14 protein-coding genes and 1 pseudogene are annotated in these 18,090 nt (G+C 61.8%); 3 read left to right on the top strand and 12 right to left on the bottom strand.

Annotated elements, in window-relative coordinates:
* Positions 1 to 151: 151 nt before the first annotated feature.
* The 7 genes and pseudogenes from NXT3_RS23360 to NXT3_RS23325 all read right to left on the bottom strand — a co-directional run bounded on the left by NXT3_RS23360 (position 152) and on the right by NXT3_RS23325 (position 10,774).
* A complete protein-coding gene (locus tag NXT3_RS23360) occupies positions 152 to 559 on the bottom strand; it encodes a hypothetical protein (protein ID WP_104840623.1) in 408 nt (135 codons plus the stop codon).
* A complete protein-coding gene (locus NXT3_RS23355) occupies positions 556 to 906 on the bottom strand; it encodes a hypothetical protein (protein ID WP_104840622.1) in 351 nt (116 codons plus the stop codon). Before NXT3_RS23355 ends, NXT3_RS23360 begins: the two co-directional genes overlap by 4 nt.
* Positions 906 to 1,790, bottom strand: coding sequence for a DUF7007 domain-containing protein (locus NXT3_RS23350; protein WP_104840621.1), 885 nt, complete (start codon positions 1,788 to 1,790; stop codon positions 906 to 908). Before NXT3_RS23350 ends, NXT3_RS23355 begins: the two co-directional genes overlap by 1 nt.
* The gene (locus NXT3_RS23345; RefSeq protein WP_104840620.1) at positions 1,787 to 2,263 is read right to left on the bottom strand and encodes a UCP036055 family protein; all 477 of its coding nucleotides are present in this window, start codon (positions 2,261 to 2,263) and stop codon (positions 1,787 to 1,789) included. The genes NXT3_RS23350 and NXT3_RS23345 overlap by 4 nt, the downstream gene beginning before the upstream one ends.
* 91 nt (positions 2,264 to 2,354) lie before the next feature.
* Positions 2,355 to 4,136, bottom strand: coding sequence for a ParB/RepB/Spo0J family partition protein (locus NXT3_RS23340; protein ID WP_104840697.1), 1,782 nt, complete (start codon positions 4,134 to 4,136; stop codon positions 2,355 to 2,357).
* A gap of 408 nt (positions 4,137 to 4,544) precedes the next feature.
* Positions 4,545 to 5,288: an NYN domain-containing protein gene (locus tag NXT3_RS23335; protein WP_104840619.1), complete on the bottom strand. Its 744-nt coding sequence runs from the start codon at positions 5,286 to 5,288 to the stop codon at positions 4,545 to 4,547.
* Between the two features lie 387 nt (positions 5,289 to 5,675).
* A pseudogene (locus tag NXT3_RS23325) lies at positions 5,676 to 10,774 on the bottom strand (helicase-related protein).
* On the opposite strand from NXT3_RS23325, the gene NXT3_RS32145 reads away from it, so the two are divergent.
* The gene (locus NXT3_RS32145; RefSeq protein ID WP_199773404.1) at positions 10,774 to 11,007 is read left to right on the top strand and encodes a hypothetical protein; all 234 of its coding nucleotides are present in this window, start codon (positions 10,774 to 10,776) and stop codon (positions 11,005 to 11,007) included. The pseudogene NXT3_RS23325 and the gene NXT3_RS32145 sit on opposite strands and share 1 nt — an antisense overlap.
* Here the strand turns inward: NXT3_RS32145 and NXT3_RS33165 are convergent.
* From NXT3_RS33165 to repC, 5 genes are all read right to left on the bottom strand, one after another.
* Positions 10,897 to 11,124: a DUF3085 domain-containing protein gene (locus tag NXT3_RS33165; RefSeq protein WP_337442186.1), complete on the bottom strand. Its 228-nt coding sequence runs from the start codon at positions 11,122 to 11,124 to the stop codon at positions 10,897 to 10,899. The two genes, NXT3_RS32145 and NXT3_RS33165, sit on opposite strands and share 111 nt — an antisense overlap.
* A gap of 144 nt (positions 11,125 to 11,268) precedes the next feature.
* Positions 11,269 to 11,874 carry a DUF1419 domain-containing protein gene (locus NXT3_RS23315; protein ID WP_104840696.1) on the bottom strand — a complete coding sequence of 202 codons (606 nt, stop codon included), beginning with the start codon at positions 11,872 to 11,874 and terminating at the stop codon, positions 11,269 to 11,271.
* A gap of 65 nt (positions 11,875 to 11,939) precedes the next feature.
* The gene (locus NXT3_RS23310; protein WP_104840695.1) at positions 11,940 to 12,974 is read right to left on the bottom strand and encodes a DUF3991 and toprim domain-containing protein; all 1,035 of its coding nucleotides are present in this window, start codon (positions 12,972 to 12,974) and stop codon (positions 11,940 to 11,942) included.
* 192 nt (positions 12,975 to 13,166) lie between these two features.
* Positions 13,167 to 13,337: a hypothetical protein gene (locus NXT3_RS32140; protein WP_037390246.1), complete on the bottom strand. Its 171-nt coding sequence runs from the start codon at positions 13,335 to 13,337 to the stop codon at positions 13,167 to 13,169.
* Positions 13,338 to 14,336: 999 nt separating this feature from the next.
* Positions 14,337 to 15,593 carry a plasmid replication protein RepC gene (gene repC / locus NXT3_RS23305; protein ID WP_104840617.1) on the bottom strand — a complete coding sequence of 419 codons (1,257 nt, stop codon included), beginning with the start codon at positions 15,591 to 15,593 and terminating at the stop codon, positions 14,337 to 14,339.
* Between the two features lie 719 nt (positions 15,594 to 16,312).
* Between repC and NXT3_RS23300 the strand changes: the two genes are divergently transcribed.
* Positions 16,313 to 16,807 (top strand): DUF2867 domain-containing protein, encoded by a 495-nt coding sequence (locus NXT3_RS23300; RefSeq protein ID WP_104840616.1) that lies wholly within the window; start codon positions 16,313 to 16,315, stop codon positions 16,805 to 16,807.
* Between the two features lie 172 nt (positions 16,808 to 16,979).
* Positions 16,980 to 18,038, top strand: a complete 1,059-nt coding sequence (locus NXT3_RS23295) for a LacI family DNA-binding transcriptional regulator (RefSeq protein ID WP_104840615.1) — start codon at positions 16,980 to 16,982, stop codon at positions 18,036 to 18,038.
* Positions 18,039 to 18,090: the final 52 nt, after the last annotated feature.

The raw sequence follows: 18,090 nt of genomic DNA, 5'->3' as shown, positions 1-18,090 counted from the left end.
GCGCGACAGCGGCCTTGAAGCGCACGGCCGCCGGTCCAGACCGCAGCAAAACCGAAGGGCAATCCGGCGTGGGGAGGAAGATGACGTCCGCGAATGAACGAGAGGCGCTCCCGCCAAACCCGGTCTTCTCCACCCGCTGGACACGCTCGGGCTATCGCCTGGCCGGATTGCGCAACCGGTATGATTGCAGCCAGGTCGGAGCGTGCGAGTTGCGAAGGCCGCGCAGCAGACCGCCGTCATCATGCTGTGGACCGCCCATCCAGGCGTTGCTGAGGATCGATTTCCAGCGGCGGCCATGCCTGGCGGCGTAGGCCTCAAGCGCCGCTTGCTGTTCCGCCGTCAGGGGCGGCATTACTTCACGGCGACAACGGGCAACACGCGTCTTTGCCCGGGCATCCGACTCTACTTCCCTGGCAGCGATCAGGCGCCTGAGCTCGGCGGCGCCGGCGTTCAGAAAGGCTTCCCCTTCGAGGTGGTGGAACTGCCGCCGGAACGCGGTTCGCTCGGCTGGCGATGTGCCGATACCGGCTCTTCGCTCCAGGTCCCCGATCGTGCTCATGGCAACGCCCTCCGGGCTGTTGCGACGGGTGCACCATCGGACTCCACCCGCACCCGAAATGCCGTGATTGCCGCGTCCTGCCGGGCAAGTTTCCGGCTAAGAGCGTCGACCTCAGGCTGGCGCTCAGCCGTCAGAGCTGCCAGGTTCGCGCGGTAGTGTTCGAGGAAGGCACCCGGCTCCTGCGGCTTGCCGCGGCGGTAGCCAGCCTGGCGCCGGCCGAGCAGCGGAATGAGCGCTGTCATGCGCCGCGTGATCTGCCGGTCGATGAGATCGAGCTGGTGCTGTGTCTTTCGCCGCGCCGCTTTCATTCTGGCAAGCTCGCCAGCCCGTCGTTCGGAATTGGCCATTACGCCGCCCTCCCACGCCAACCGGCGAAGCTGGAGGGGCCGTCATAGGCGGCATGCTTCGCCTCATCGATGACGAAACCGAACCGGCCGACCGCATACTCGTCGCTCGGCACAAGGAAGCGGCGCTCGTCCACGTGGTCGCCGCGCTTGCCGCCGACCGTGGCGATCACCTCCGTCATGCCGGGATGACGCTCCGACCGCAGCGCTGAGATGACGATCCAGTCCTCGACATGCTCGCGTGCGAACGCCTGGGCGTCCTTCTCGTAAGATTCACCGGGTGCGAGCGATCGACCGAAGATCGCTTCCCAGGCATCCGGCCATCTGTCGCGGACCGTCTTGTCGGCGCACTTGCGTTCGTAGGCCGTGAACAAGTCCGGAAAGGTAAGTGCAACGATCGCCCAGGCGGCATCCTCCTCGTACCAGCCGCCCCCTGCCATGAGCGTCGGGTGAACCTTGGCATTGCGAGCGGAGGAGAGTTGGAAGCCGCCATGGCCGGCCGTCATGTGGGAGACGATACCATCGGCGTAGACGGTGGCGCCTTGCGACGGACCCCAGGGCGTGCTGCAGGTCACCCGGACGCTTTTGCGGGAAAGCAGCCCCAACTCGCGGCAATGGTCCGCCTGTTCGATCATGCGGTCGCGAAAGGCCGCTTCGTCCGCGACCGAGCCATGATGGGAATAGAAATCCTCGTGTTTCAGCGCGGCGAGCGGCCGCGACACGCGCCACGCACTCGCGAGAAAATAACGGCCGTCACTGGCGGGAACCATTGCGAAGACGAGATCGCCGATACGCGCGACAGTCATGCCGTCGGCGGCTCGGCCGAATTCCACCCCTATATTTTCAGCGGTGGAGACCTCAGTGGGCAACGAGCGCACCGTGCTCATGCCGCGGCCCTCCCCTCGATATGATCCGCGGCAATCTCGTCGGCGGTCACCTCCTCGAAGACGGCGTTGGGATAGCCATGTCCGGAGAGCCATTTCTCGGCCGCTTGCCTATTGAAGGCGAGGTGGACGAGTTCGGCGCACGAGCCGGCCCGATCGAAGACGCGAACAGCTCCGAGCACAGGCCGCTCAACGACCTTGAATGCCAGGTCGCTATCGAGCGAAAAGGTGCGGTGAATGCGGATGGCGATGACGCCATTTGCGCCGAGATCGCCCTCGTGAAGCGTAAAATTTGGCGAAAGGCTGGTGGCGCCGACGCTGCGCTCGCCCACCTTGCGGATCAGCCGGCCTTGGCTGTTGCGGGTCTTCCACGCGGCGAGCTTTTTCCTGAAACGCTCAGGCGGTCGGGGGGTGCCATCCGACCAGGCGACGATGGAACCAACCGGGGCGAGGTCATAGATCAGAGACGCGGACATTTGCGCATCCTCCTTTGAGTTTTGATGATGTGGAAAAGAAACCGCCGCCGGGGCGACCGGCGGCGGAAGATCATGCGGAAAAGAGGGTCTGCTATTCCGCCGCGATCCCGTAGGCGGTTTCCTCCGTGTCGGACGCGTCATCAGTTGTCGTCACCGCATCAGCGTCAGGATCCTGGTGATCCAGATCCTGTGCGACTGAACCGTGGGCGTCGCCACTAGCGTCCGGCTGCACCCCGCCCCCGATATCGCCGGTCGCCTCTTCGACCAGGCCATTCTCTTCGTCCAAGGAATCGCCATGCTTCAGGAGATCGGCGATGTCCTTCGGGTCGGGCGCGAACAGCGCAGCCGGAAGGACGAAGGTTGCATCACCCGCGAAGTGGTCGACGAGTACCGCACGCGTTTCGCGCACCCTCGGCCGGGGCTGGACGCCGGCCTCCTTAACCGCGCCCTCTAGCGCCTGGCGCGACAGGCACAGCAGGAAATCCTCCGTTCCCATGTTCGGCAGGAAACCGTCCGCACCGATCGCCGCGCCGGCAATGCGCGAGACGACGCCGCTGTTCGATATGCCGCGCCTGCACGAGAGCACATCGATGAGGACCGAGCGGGCGGTGACGCGCAAGCTGTTCATATCGAACGACAACCTGCCATCCGCGGAATAAAGGCGCGCGACATGACGTTGGAACCGCTTCGACCCGAACACGGTGTCGTTGGCGCCGGAATCGACCCGGACATTCGTGCCGGCAAAGGCCATCACCAACAGCGCCATCAGCATGTCGTCCTCGATCGGAGCTTTGGCCAGCGCCTCATGCAGCGCATCGGTGCGAAAGTCGCCGATCATGTCCTGGCCCTTCTGCGTGACATCAGGCCTTATCTTTGCGGCGACCGCCGCCTTGTCGCTGGCCTCCTTCGCCCCATCGGCTGCCGGGCCGGTCTGACCTGCGGACTTCCTGACCTCCGGCATCCGGTAGTGCACGCTCTGCACCTTTCCCTCGCGATCGAGGTACATTGCGGTGCAATCGCCTTTACCTGGCTTGCCATAGACGCGTTCGGCTTTCTTCGGCAGGTCCGGCTGGCCCCAATTGTTGACCTCGACGATCGCACCCTTCTTCGGCAGGTTGCTCGTCATCCATTCTTGCTGGGCGCCGAGAAAGGCTTCGACATTGGTGGTGTAGCGATTGTCTTCGTCGGCGGGGCCGAACAGGTCCTCCGCCCACTCGATGCCATAGGCCTGGCGCAGATCGTCGCCAAAACTCGCGTCGCGGGCATACATGCGGGTCTTCGAAAGACCGTTGGCGATCTGCCACCACGCCGCCATGTCGCCCTTCTTCGGCTTGTGCGCCTTCCAGACCTCTTTCTGCTCGTCGTTCGAGGCGGCTGCTATCGTCCTCAGCTGCTGCTCGTTCGGCATATCGCCCTTGGCCATCTGATCGAGCATGGAGGGCAACACGTTGGCGAGCAGCCGAAGCTTGCGGATTTGGCGGACGGGAAGGGCAAGCGCTACGGCGATCGCCTCCTCGGTCCAGCCGAGCGCCACTAGCCGCTCGATGCCGCGCCATTGGTCGACGGGGTTGAGCGGCTCGCGAGCAATGTTCTCGATCATCGAGCGCATCGCGCCGTTGTCGTTGGCCGCCTCCACGACGATAACGTCGATCTCCTCAAGACCGGCGGCGATCGCCATACGGGTGCGCCGGTGACCGGCTTCGATGACGTAGCCATTGCCGCCGGCTTCCGGGAAAATGACGGGCGGCTGGATCATGCCGACTGCCTTGATCGTCGCCAAAAGCAGGGCGTCGGCCTGCGGCGTCGACTTCGACTGACGCGTGTTGTCGGGGTTGTCCTTCAGCGCACGCGGATCGACCTTCATGAGTTGCATGGGATGCTCCTTGTCGGGGATTTGGACACGGCCCTCTGCCTGTCCTTCTCGCGTCTTCATCTCTCCGAAGACATCTCCCGGACCGCGGAGCGGGCGGTCGGGTGCAACTGCGGCCGAGCATTCCTGCCACGAAGGATAAGCGGGGCTCATAGCCCTGCGAAGACGAGTGGCCGGGATTGCGAGCGGCGCGGTTGAGCGTCAGCGCCGCCCGACTACCCGCTCTGCGAGCACTCTTCCTCCACTTTTCTCCTATTTCTCTTCGCCTCTTCCTTGATCTCAGCCTCACCACACTAATCGAAGGATGCGTAGAGCACGTCCGAGTGATGATTTGAAAACATCAGCCGGTGCCACTCCGGCGTTTCATGCCTACGGCACGCCGCAACATGCTCACAGAGCCCACGGAAAACGTCATTTGGCGCTCCTCTTGGCAGGAGGCTGTTTGACTCTGATCCGCAGTGGTCTTCCATCTGCGTGATCTATTTCGAAGGCGTTCGTCTTCTTCACGAGATCGCTAAGCTTCCTGAATCCATATGTGCGTGGATCGAAGTCAGACGCGAGGTTTGCAAGTTGCGTTCCGACTGCGCCGAGCGGTACCCAGCCATCCTCGCTCTCCATCTGGGCAATGATCTTTCTGATGATCGGCGTCGCTGCACTTGGCGGCTCGAGCGACGCTGCTGCCTGGGCGGCGTCGCCACCATTTGTAGGCGCCGAAGGGAGGAGGTTTTCAGTGTATATAAATCGGCGGCACGCCTGGCGGAAGCTTTCGGGCGTTTTCTGCTCGCCAAAACCGAAGACATCGATGCCTTGCTCGCGGATGCGCGAGGCGAGGCGCGTAAAATCACTGTCGGAGGATACAAGGCAAAAGCCGTCGAAGCGGCCACTGTGGAGGAGGTCCATGGCGTCGATCACAAGCGTGATATCCGATGCGTTCTTGCCGGTCGTGTAGGCGAATTGCTGCTGGGGAATGATCGCGTGCTTCGCGAGGACATCGATCCATGCTTTCGAGCGAGCGCTTGCAAAGTCGCCGTAAATGCGTCGAACGCTGGCTTCGCCGATCTTGGCTATTTCCTCGAATAAGCCGTCAGCGATTTTTGCCGACGCATTGTCAGCGTCAATGAGTACAGCAAGTCTGGGAGACCGTGTTTCAGGCATTCGCTAGCTCCAATCTGTCCCAACAACCGAAGGCCACAAAATGGACAAGCGGCTGATCGCTCACAAGACCGAAAGTGTCAGATGCTCCAGGACAGCGCGAGGATTGCTCGCAGGGGCACGCGTCAAGCTTTGGGCGGCTAAGAAAATGGACAGGGTCAAAAAGAGCAAAAAAATGGGCCAGCGGAAACCGCGGCCCATAAAGTGTGAAGGTCAATGAACCTCCAGAGGGGAACAGCTGCTGCAGCGGCACTGGGAGGAGAGGCCGCCATGTGCATCAGCTGCGTGCAGTATGAACATTAGTTGAGCAGACGGAAGTCATTTATTGTGTGCAGCTGATTGCATGCTGCACTGCATCTAAAAACTCTGCAATCGACACGGCCTCGAGGCTTAGACTGCCTCTGCCCTGTCCCCCGATTCTCCGCGCGCCTGCGTCGCCAAGGCCTCATCGATGTCCCGAAGCTGCCGGCGCTTTTCGTCGAGTTCGTCCGCAAACGCGAAAAAACCGCCCTCGCGCGAACGATAGGAGGCAAGGCGCCGCTCAGCTTCCTGCATACGCTGACGATAGTGCTCCTGTTCATCATCAAATCCATTGAGCGCCTTCTCCAGCCGGGAGATCGCGCCGAGCGGCGTCACGGTGACGGCGAGAGCGACCTCCTGAGTGGCGCCGGTTCGCTGCAGGAGCGTCTGGTAGTGGTAGCCATTCTCCCTGCCAAAGCGCTCGCCCTCGAACAACAGATCGAAGCCGCCGATCGCGGCGATTGCACTTCTACCCTGCTGTTGGACTTGGACGCGCGTGAGGATTTCCTTCATCAGCGCCCGGCCGGCAAGCTTGCGCTCTTCGTAGGTCTCGCCCTTGACCACCATCACGAAGGCGTCGCCAGCCGTCGGAACGAGGCGTTCGATGTCCTTGCCGACCTCGCCGATGCGCTGGATCGAAATCTCGATATCGCGTTCGGCATCGCGGATCTGTCGGCGAACCGCGTATTGATCGTCATCATGGGCAGCGCGCAGCCGTTCCAGGCGTGCGATGTCGGCCTCGAGCCCCGCCTTCTGCATCAGTCTTTCGTCGCCACTCGCAATCGCCTTGGCCATGGCGAACTGGTTTGCGGCCCCCTCGCAAAGGTCTTCGAGCCTGCGGATCGAACTGTCGCCTGAGAGTGCCGCGGCAATGAAGCGCGCCTTGCGCTCGTTGTTCTGCCACATCGAGGCGTCGAGCGAGCCTTGGGTGGCATAGGCGAAGATGTCGACCTCGTTATGCTGGTTGCCCTGCCGGACAATCCGGCCCTCGCGCTGTTCGATCTGAGAGGGCAGCCACGGGACATCGAGATGATGCAGCGCCTTCAGGCGAAGCTGCGCATTGACGCCGGTGCCCATCGTGTCTGACGAGCCAATCAGGAAGCGGATCTTGCCGGCCCGCACATCGGCGAACAGACGCTGCTTCGCCTCTGTCTTCTTGTAATCCTGCATAAAGGCGATTTCGGATGCCGGAGCGCCCATGCGCACGAGCTCGTCGCGGATCCATCGATAGGCGGAAAAACCTCTGCTCTTCTCCACATTGATGGTGCCGAGATCGGAAAAGATCATCTGCGCCGCACCCGGCAGATCGAAAGACTTGCCGTCGGGGCGAAGATACGTGCTTTGCGCGGTCTCCTGCCAGATGCGGAAAGCGTTCTGGACCAGCAGGTTGAGCTTGTTGTCCGGTTCGTTGTCATTGTCCGCGTCGACCAGGCGGAGATCTATGGCGGCATGGCGACCGTCGGTGATGACAGAGAGAAGGATGTCGTCGCCGGGCTGCGCCGGTCCCTCGCGCATCTCGATCGCCTTGATACGGGCATCGAGGATCGTCTGGTAATTCTTGAAGGCCTGGGTCGGCTTGGCCGTCAGGATCTGCCGGCGGCCGGTCGAGATATCAGGCACCTTGACATAGTCGCGCAGATCCTCAGGCATCACCACGTCGGCGAAGCTGCGGAACATGGCGATCAGTTCCGGCACGTTGACGAAGGAAGCAAAACGGCTGACGGGCTTGTATTTGCCGGATGGCTGGATCTCCAGTTCCGTCGTCGTATCACCGAAGGTCGAGGCCCAGGCGTCGAATTCATGCAGCCCGCGTTCGGCCAGCGCCGCGTGGCCGAGCAGGCGTTGGACCGAGAACATCTCGCCAAGCGTATTGGTGATCGGCGTGCCGGACGCCAGAACCAAAGCGCGGCCGGGGTTCTTCGTCTCGATGAAGCGAGACTTGACGTAGAGGTCCCAGGCACGCTGCGAACCGTTCGGATCGATGCCTTTCAAGGTCGACATGTTGGTGGCGAAGGAAAGCTTGCGGAATTCCTGCGCCTCATCGACGATAATCTGGTCGACGCCGATTTCGGAAATCGTCAACAGGTCGTCCTTGCGGGTGGAAAGCGCTTCCAGCCGTTCCTTCAGGCCTTCCTTAAGCCGCTCCAGCCGCTTGCGCGAGACTCGATCCTCGCTGTCGACCTTGGTCAGCAGTTCCTCGTAGAGCTGCAGTTCATCCTGGATCATCTGTTGCTCGAAACTCGACGGCACGGCGATAAACCGGAATGCCGAGTGGGTGATGATGATTGCATCCCAGGTCGCGGTCGCCGCCCGCGACAGGAAACGAGCGCGTTTGTCCTTGGTGAAGTTGGTCTCGTCGGCGACAAGAATGCGGGCGTTCGGATAGAGGGCGAGAAACTCGCGGGCGGCCTGGGCGAGGCAATGGCCCGGAACCACCAGCATCGCCTTGGCGATCAGCCCGAGCCGGCGCTGTTCCATGATCGCGGCCGCCATGGTCATCGTCTTGCCCGCACCGACGGCGTGCGCGAGATAAGTCGAGCCGGACGAGATGATCCGCCAGATGCCGCGCTTCTGGTGCCCATAAAGAACAAAGGCGCCAGAGGCGCCGGGTAGCTTCAAATGCGAGCCGTCAAAGCGCCTGGGCGCTATATTGTTGAAACGGTCATTGTAGACACGTGCCAGCCGGTCGGTACGATCAGGGTCGGTCCAGACCCAATTCTGGAAGGCCTGCTTGATCTTCTGCAGCTTGTCGCGCGCCGCCTCGGTATCGACGATATTCAGCACCCGTCGCTCGCCGTCCGCATCCTTGAACACATCGAAGATCTGCGGCACCCGGCTGTTCAGCGCATCGGCGAGCAACTCTCCGGCGTGACGTCGGTCTGTACCCCGTTCGGATGTCCCGGCCGCCGTCCATCCCAGCTGCCGGGCCTCAACGGTCCAGGAGCCGAGTTCCGGCATGTGATGGATCCTGATCTCGGCGCCCGTCGTCTCTTGCACGAAGTTGACGATATCGGTCGTCGGAATCCAGGGAGCACCCAGCCGGGCTGTGATGTCCGAGGGGCGAAGGTCGGCGGGCTGCACTGCCTGAAGCGCACGGACGTTTCGCTCATAGGCGGCATCGAGGACGGCCGCGGCTTCCGCAATCCCAAGCTTGGTGCGCACGGCGCCGGAGAGATAGGCGTCGGAGGTTTGCCAGGAGCCGTCCGCCGGATCACGGAAAACAGTGTCACCGAGTGCATCGAGAACCGCATCCGTGTCGTAATGCAGAAGCTCGGCTATATGATCGAGATCGACCCGACCGCGCTCGTTGAGGACGACGGCCAAGGCATCGGCTGCGGAGGTGATGACGGGCGGGGAAGGGGGCGCGATGACGCGTTCGGAAAAAATCGGCCCGGGCCTGGCGGTGTCGGTTTCGAGGTCATAGTCCTCGATGGAAGCTACCAGCCAACAGTCCGGATCATCGCGAAATGGCAGAAGGTTCGGCTGGCGATGGGTTTCACGAACCTCGCCCGTCGTCTCATACTCGATGATCGAAACCGTGGTGTGGTTGATCGGGCCAAAATCGCGCACAAAGCTCGACCAGGCGATGCGCAGCCGCACCTGCAGTTCGCGCCACGGCCGGTCCAGTTCCTGGGCTTTCAGGACGTCGCGCACGGCATCGCGGATCGGGATCAGTTTGCGGATGATCCGGACGTGCTTTTCCGAAATTCCCGCGCCACTGCGGGCCTTACGCACTTGAACCGGAACAGGCTCACCGTCGACGACCTGCATCAAGCCGTGTTTGACGTCGACAAAATAGCTGCCCTCGCGCACCCTGGGATTGTCGGCACGCAGATCGACGATCTCGGCAAGCTCCTCCTCTAGATCGATGTCGATGGCGGTCGGCTCGCCGTCATAAAGGCCTTCCGGAAGAAGCGCGATGGCTGCCGTCAGCGCCGCTTCAAGCTCCTCGCCGGCGCGTGGCCGGCACGTATAGGTCTCGCCGAAGGGACCGGAGGTCAGGGCATGATCGCCGAGCACGAAGCCCGGATGCTGCGCAAACCACCTGTTCACGCGGATCGCACCCTCGTCCTCGGCAGCCGGTCGGACGTCCTCCAGGTTAAGCCACGAAAGGTCGCTTTCCGGCTCGCCTGCTTTGCGTTTGCGAAAGAAGAGGATGTCGACCACGACATCCGTTCCGGCGTCGCGCCGAAAACTGCCTTCAGGCAGTCTGATCGCGGCGATCAGGTCTGCGGACTTGGCAATGTGTTCGCGTGCGGTGCCCTCTGCCTTGTCCATTGTGCCGGCGCTGGTGACGAAGGCGGCCAGGGCGCCCGGTTTCAGGAGATCGATCGACCGCGCGATGAAGTAGTCATGCAGCCGAAGACCGAACGAACGATATCGCCGGTCGGAGCGACCGTCCGATCGGAGAAGGGCGGGTTGCCGATGGCAAGATCGTAGGTGGCAGAAAGGTCGGTCCGCGCAAAGTCGCCATTGATGATGCGTGCCCGCGGCTGCAGCAGCCGCGCGAGGCGCGCCGTGACCGGATCGAGTTCGACACCGGTAACGTAGCTGGTGTCACGATACTCGGCCGGCATCAGCGCCGGGAACAAACCTGTCCCGATCCCCGGCTCCAGCACGCGGCCGCCGCGCCAGCCGAGCCGCTGCAGACCTTGCCAGATTGCCCGGACAACGAACTCGGGCGTGAAGTGGGCGTATTGTGTGCAGCGCGCAAGCGAAGCATAGTCCGTCCCGGTGACCGACGCCTCCAGCGATCCGGCGAGATCCTCCCAGCCTTGACGAAAACCAGCATCGCCTGGTCGGCGGAACATCCCGTTCGCCAGGTCCGAACTGCCGAAACCGGTATACCGGACCAGCCGCGTCTGCTCGTCACGCGTGGCTGGTCGATCCTGCTTGTCGATTTCACCGGCTGTGATGATGGCCGCGAGGTTCATGCGCGCGCGTTCCTTCCAGGTGGCGGCCAAACCGCGATCGCCATCGTCGAGATAGAAGTTGGCGCGCTCGCACTCGTTTCGGGGCGCCCTCGGAATGACCGCCGGGAGGGCACGCGCCGGGGCAGGAGCGGGCGGCGTGGGATCCGGATCGTCGTCATTGGCGGCGAAACCGCCAAAGACGGTGCCGCCGAATCCGAGACCTGACGATGGCGCGCTTCCGGCAAACATGTCGAGGGTGAAGGGATCGTTGCTCATTGAAAGCTCCTTATGAAAGAGCGAGCGTCGCCTTCCGGTCGTCGGAAGACAGCAGCCGGCTCGCAGAGGGTGAAAAGGGAGCAGCCGTCTATGGCCGCCGGTACGGATACGGTGGCGAAGCGCTAGTCGCGCTCGACCAAGAACAACTGCATGGCGTCGGACGTGAAGACGATGCGCAGATGCGTGGCACCGGGGTTGGCGGCCATCATCGCCTCCAGTTGTCCGGCGCTTGACCTCGAACCAGTGTTCTTCCCGGCCGGATTGCATTCGTCGGCATAGACGACGACGGCTTTCGCACTGTCGGCGAGCTTGCAGTTCGACTTAAGGCAGACGCCGTAATCTCCGGCCAGTTAAACACCCGGCTGTTCGTCCTTACCGGGCCTCAGTCCCTAGTAGGAACTGCGGTAACCGCCATTCGCTGTGGCATCGCCGCGGCCGCGCGCCATCACTTCGCGCACTGATGCGATCGGGAAAATGAGCATGGCAGCACCTCCTCATGCTGCGATCGGTGAGGGGAGATGGCGCAGCTGTACAGGCAGCTTGGCGGCAACCTCGTCGTCAGTGAGATCTTCCAGGAGCTTCAGGAAGCTGCCCTCTTTGCCGCCATAAAGCAGCACCGTGCGCTTGCCGCGCGCCACAGCGGGCCAGCGCTCACCGGCATAGCCGCGGTAATCGTCGGACGTAATGCTCCAGATATGCTCGAGGCGCTCCTCGCGCGTCATTGCGCGCAACGGCCGGCTCTCGCGTTCGACAATGGCGACACGCATGGCCTCGACGGACGCCTTGTCAGAAAGGTCGCAATAGCCATGGAAATAGCGGGTCTGTTCGTCCATCCTGAGCGCGAAGAATACGCTCGTCACCGAGCCGGTCAGGAATTCGCGCATGCCGAACATCGAGCCGCGGATCCACAGCGGCGGCAAAACGTCGAACATGTAATCATGCTCGGGCTCGGCGATCTCGAACCATTCCCCGGCGTAGAGCGGGGTGGCGTCAGTTTCCCAACGACTGGGTCGCTGGGAATGGCGGTCGAACATGCGGAACATCTGCTGGCGGCTTGCGACGCCCTGAAACACCTTGCGAATTGCGGGAGAAGAGGTCATCTGCGGCTCCTTGCGCGGATTCCGGACCGAAGCGCGGCACAGCCTTCTCGACTTCGCCATCCCCTTCAGTCCTTCATGACCCCTTCCGGGCCGCCGGCATTGCGACTGGCCGGGTCAAGGGCCGGCTGAAGCCGGGCGAAGCCTCCCTTGACGCGGGTGGCGCGCATGCGGCACGCCTTTCCCCGTTCCCTCCTTTTCCTCTCTTCCTTTTCATTAAGCTTCAGCGTTTCGTTCCAGTCCTCCTCCGACGGCCGGAGCCGCGTCCAGTCGCAGCCGGAATCACCGGCGAGCACCCGCAACCGCTCGGCAAACAGCTCGCCCTGGGGATTGGCGTCAGTGGCCGCGACGAGTTGGACGTCGGGCTGCCTGACCAGTTCGCGAAGCGCCGCGGCCGCGGTCGGCGACCAGCCGCCACCGGTGCTGAGATAGAGCGTACCGTCGCGCAGTCCCTCGATTGCCGCGAGGCTCATGGCGTCGATGGCAGCTTCCGTGACGGCCAGGCGCAGTGCAGTTCCAGACCCGAAGCGGAAAAGGACCTTCGTTCCTCCGGAGGAGAAACCCCGGTATTGCGGACCCCGCGCCTCCCAGCCGGTGACTTCACTCGCCTGGTTCGTATGTGCGGCCCACATGCTGCCGCGGGGGCCCTCGCGAAGGAGGTTGCCCTTGATCGCGGCGCGAAGCAGAGCCACGGGCAGGCAGCGCTCATCATGGAGGTAGCGCCACGTCGATGAGCCTGGCCAAGGGCGGCGTCGCGCTTGCCAGCGATCGGCAACAGAAAGATCGGGTTGGTCGTCAGCAATGAGAGGCTGCCACTTGGGGCCGGAAACTTCGAACCCCACGAGGCCCGCGACCTTTTCGAGGCATTCCAGGAAGGCGACGCGATCGAGATGCTGGACGAGCCCGAAGACATCGCCTTTTGCATCGCTGAGAGGGTCGAACCATCCGCGGCCCTCATGCGTGACGATAATGATCTCGCCGCCGCGCCGAAACTTCAGGGCCCGCCGGGTGCTTTCCTTGGCGTCGTTGGCAAAACCGGCCTGTTCCAGCACCGCGACGCAGCTTACCTTGTCGCGGAGCGCTTCTATTTCTCGTCTCTCCATTTTCCTTCCGATCGCGAGAGCGATCGCCTCCAATTCGTCAGCTCTATCCGTCCGCCGCTTGAGCGGCCGCGAAGAGCAAAGGACGCAAGGGCGCGGCTGGCAATTTGGTGAATCATGCAAAGGTCGGCCGCGGCGAAGCCTCCCTTGCGGCCTGCCGCTCGCAAGCGGCAGGCCGCAGGCTATGCCGGTGGCTCAAGGCCAAGGCGTGTATTCATGGACGATTTCAAGAACGTCGTCCGGCTCGATTTCGTCGGACGGGAGAACGCCGTATTGGCCGTCGACGGTGAAGAGGGTGACCGGGACCATCAGGTCGCGGGAAAGCTGAAATGCGTGGGACTGTGCGAGTGAGAGATCGTGCGACATTCGAGAGCCTCCAATCGGAGCGGGCCAATCCCGCTCGATGGCTCCTCAAGGGCACGGCTTCCGGACGCGATCACCGCAACGCGAAGCGGCAGCGGCCGCAGCTTGGCGCACGGACCCCTCGCGGGTTGATCGTGGAAGATCCGGAACCGTGCCAGGACGCCATCCCAAAGAAGCGGGATTGGACTGCTCCGGTTGAAACTCCACCGTTGCGCACGGCTTTCGGAGTTGGTTGCTGAATGGGTATTTCCGACCGCCCATTGGGGCGAATGCCCACGGCCAATCACCTGCTTGGCAACTGAGTGACCTATTCAGCCAAAGGGCATTGTTGAGCTTACGCTCGAAAAGGCGGTGGCGCCGGAGGCTGCATGTTGCTCCTGCACACGTGAGCGAGGCTAAGCCCGGCGATAGACGCACGCGGTAGCCCGTTCGCACATTACCACCGCTTCAACGCCATTTTTGGCGAGGCGCTTCGTCCGCAGCCTTTTCATGGCAATCGGCATGGGTCGGTCCCTTTCGATCCTGCGTCCGCATCCAACGGGGCGCACGATCTCTAGATCTTGCGACGGCGCCGCTGCAACAGGTTTCCACTGGCGTGAGAGCCGGACGCCTGTCGTGCACTGCCCGACCGAGTTCCCTTGCCCTACGATCCCCAGGTGCAAGCACCACTTTTCTGGTGAATGTGTTTAGATCCTGTGCGCCACGTTCTTTCCTCGTGTTGAACGAAGGGCGGTCGTGCAAGCCGTGGGCGCTAACGGCGCCGACGTGTGAAAACGTGGAGCACTCGTGTCGTTGCGTATCAGTTTGCGACAAAGCCCTTCTCCCGGCGTGTGATGCGGCTGGAAATAGCCTTGCACCTACCGTGCCAAGGAGAAATTCGCCTGGAAGTACGGTGGTACTTCAAGACTGTTGTGACGTTTGTCGGATATTGTCGGGCATGCGACAACGAAAGAGCACACTTGAACGCTCTTCTGTTCACGTGCCCAAGTTTTCATTTCCAACTTAAGGCAGCGGCTCCATGGTGTAGCGGGCTGCGAGCCCGAAGATCGAACGGGAAAGGTGTAGTTCGCCGGAGCCCGCCCGCTCGGTCATTGCTCGCAGATAGCCGTCTGGCGAGGAGACTTCCTGCCGATCGAGCTTCTGGAGGGTAATCGCGATCGCAACGGCGGCCCGGTGCTCGCCCATCTGATCGACGGCGCGGCGCCGCGCATCGTCCGAAATACCGGCAATTCGGCACATTTGCGGAGCGATCCGGGCGAGATCGGCCCAACTGCGGGGCAGCGCCAAACCGTAAGTGCTCAGTGCTGGTATGGCTCGCAATATGTCCTGCAGTGCGACCATCTCCTGCCGCGAACGACGTGGTTGTTTGACTGCGCGCCTGCGGCCTGCTTCAGGAGTCAATTCCCTGGCTGAAGTCATTGGTCCGGCAGTAGCCGTACACTGGCTATCGCTACTCTCTTCATGTGAATCAGGGCTTGTACTCTGTCTGTGCATGCCGCTTTCGGCACACCTGCATGCCGAATCTTGTGGCGCGAACGCGACTTCAGGTCGACGGGGGAGACGCATAGCCCGTTCGACAAACCACTCAAGAAGCGCGGTCGCGCGGAGTAAAAGGGCGCTTGGTGCCCGCGTCGCGATGCCGACCAAGGTGGCGACTTTTTCAAGACGCACTTCAAGCCGCGCCCGGATGCGCTGGGGAAGGCAGTAGGCGGATGCGAGCGCTCGTCGCAGGTTTCGCAACGTCCCGCGATACCGCCGCAGCGCGGCATTTGCGGCGGCCTTTTCGACCCTGGCTTGCCTTACGAGTTCATCAAGCTCGCGGTAACGAACGATGAGTATTCGCAGGTCGATCCCGCAGCCGTCGACAATGACGCCTTCGACGTCTCGGGTGGGATATCGTTTGTAGTTGCCGCTGTCCTGCATGGTGATCAGCCCGGCATCGAAAAGCCTCGACAGCAGCCGGCTTACGCGTCCAGCCGAACGATTGATTTCGAAAGCGAGTTGCTGGTTCGACTTGAAGATGATTGGCCGGCCGCCTTTGTCGAAGGCTTCCGCAGGTGCCGTGTTGATCAGTGTGGTCAAAAGATACGCTTCGGTCGCATTGACGATCCCCGTGCAGGGCAGATTCTGCGCAAGCACGGCGAGCTGTCCGCGTGTCACGGTCCCGATTTCAGCCGATAGTGCCAGCCGGCGGAATTCGGCACGTGTGGGCGTCTGTCTACGGCCGATCGACCGCTTTGGTGGCGTCGGTTCTCGCACTCTCGTCTCCTGTGTTGGAGACCAGACAAAGCAAACCCATTCACCGAAACGGTGTTTTTTAAGTTGACGGGGGAAGTGAGGTTTGCTAGTTACGATTTGGCAAAATTGATTATTTAGCAAACCGCTTCCGGATTCGTTTCGGGGCGGTTTTTCTTTTCTGGTCCGGTCGGTTTTTCTCCGTTGTAAGTTTGGAATACCTTGCTAAGCCGAAATGATCTTCGGCGCATTTTGCGCGGACGATAACCCGAATCATCTTTTTGGCGCAACAATCGTGCAGCGCGCCGCTGAGCGGACCAGTGGCGCCAACTCCTGATTGACTACAGCGCCGCGCGTCTTATCAGACGCGCAAAGGACGCTGTGGCACTTTGAATTGCTGCATGTCTTTGTCCTCAAATCGAGGTCGATTTTAACGAGACATGCAGTAGCGGGCCCGCCGTGACGCAGGGCTCGCGAACTGCCAACCGATTTGCATTTGAGCAGGCGGCCTGCTCTGCCGACGCCATTGCCGTGCTCCAGCGTTCCGCCTCTATGGCTTACTCCTTGGCTTTGATGCATGTCGTTTTAAAGCCGCTGCAGCTTTTTGGCCGGACGCATTGTGCGACGATTGGCGCTCGGCTGCGACAAGCGGCCTCCTAGCCGGTACCTGCTTCCGGAGCAATCATGGATCATTGAGGGTGGCGGCGAGCGCCCCGGTCTAGCAAAGGCGAAAGGAAGCACTCATGAGACCACGAAGGGTGCCCGTCAGTTTGCCGAACCCTTGGCTTCCGGGAGCAGACTGGGCCGATCGTCACGAGCTTCTCCTCTTCGCCGAGCGAATGACTGCCGCCGAAGCGGCACTACGAGCACTTCGGAACGCAGCGGGCTGGTTGCGAAGTTTTGGGGAATGGCGCAACTGCGTGGCAGTTGCCCTTGGGCTGAACGCAGCCCCGCAGCCCACGCAATCCGACCTGATCGGCAGCATTCCGATCATGCATAGCGGCAATCGGGAAACCGTCGTCGGCTATGATGCGCGGCACTTGCATTTTCGTATTGTGGTGGATGTTCGTGACGGCCCTGCCGATGGCCAGGTTATCGGAATGACCACCTTGGTGCGCCGCCGCAGCTCGATCGGTGGGCTCTTTTTCGCCGCGGCAATTCCCTTGCACAGGGCGATCGTCCCGGCCTTGCTGAGGGGAGTTGCGCGACCCGGCCATGGCTTTCCAGGGGAACCGTAGGCACAACGAAAAGTTGACCTCGCCCGCACGCTTTACCTCCATTTATCGCGTCCCTGCCTCGGCCGCTCTTCTGCTGCGATGCTGCATCGATGCGGTGGATGGATTGATGAATATCCATCAAAATACATCATGTCTTTGCATCCTTTCCGATGACGATTTATCAGACAGAGCCATGACCAAGCGTCCCACAATATGCGATCTCGCACGCGAATCCGGACTAAGCGTTGCGACGGTCGATCGAGTCTTGAACGCCCGCTATCCGGTACGGGAAGAGACCGCGCGGCGCGTCTACGAGGCGGCGCGCGCGCTCGGCTATCCTACGGCTCGCCTCATGGAGCAGCGGAGGCAGCGCAATCTCCCTGACTACCGGCTGGGTTTTATCCTCAAGAAGCCCGCGCACCCCTTCTTTGCCGGCCTTGCACGCGAAGTCGAGGCGGCAGTGAAGGCCGCATCCTCTTTTCATGGCATTCCGTCCATCGAGTTCGTTACGTCGAATGCACCCGGCGACCTGGTCGTGCTACTCAAAAATATGGGCGCACGCTGCGATGCGATTGCCATGGTCGCTCCGGACCACCCGACGATCACGGAAGCAGTCGAAGATTTGAAGGTAAAGGGCGTCCCGGTCTTCTCCCTGCTTTCCGATTTCGCTGCGGGCGCGCGCGCCGGCTATGTCGGGCTTAACAACCGGCAAGTCGGGCGAACGGCTGCCTGGATGGTGGCCAAGGCCGCAAAACGGCCGGGCAAAGTGGCGGTCTTCGTTGCGAGTCACCGTTGCCTGGGGGAGGAGCTTCGGGAGATCGGCTTCCGTTCGTATTTCCGTGAGAACGCGCAGAGCTTCGAGGTGCTCGCTACGTTGGTGAGCCCTGAGACACGGCAGCTCACCTATGAAGCCACTCTCGATCTCATTCACCATGTACCTGAGCTCGTCGGTTTTTATGTGCCCGGTGGCGCTATGGAGGGAGCCATCGCGGCTCTGCGCGAGGGGCGCGAGAGCCGGGATCTTGTCGCGATCGTCAATGAGATTACACCGGACTCACGGGCGGCGCTGGTAGATGGCGTCATCACGATGGCGATCGCCACGCCATTACGGCGGCTGTGCCGCGAGCTGACGACGTTGATGGCGCGGGTCATCGAAACCGGAACGGCAATTCCTTCAGGGCAAATCGACCTGCCCTTCGACATCTACTTGCCGGAAAATGTTCCAAATTCGACCGAGATTCGCGAGCTTTAGAAATCTATCATGATGATAGATTTAAAGATAGAATCCTATCATCTCGCAAGAA

The sequence above is a fragment of the Sinorhizobium fredii genome, from assembly GCF_002944405.1.
Classification (GTDB): domain Bacteria; phylum Pseudomonadota; class Alphaproteobacteria; order Rhizobiales; family Rhizobiaceae; genus Sinorhizobium; species Sinorhizobium fredii_C.
Note: the sequence above shows the minus strand (reverse complement) of the source record. Positions and strands in the feature narration are given on the sequence as shown.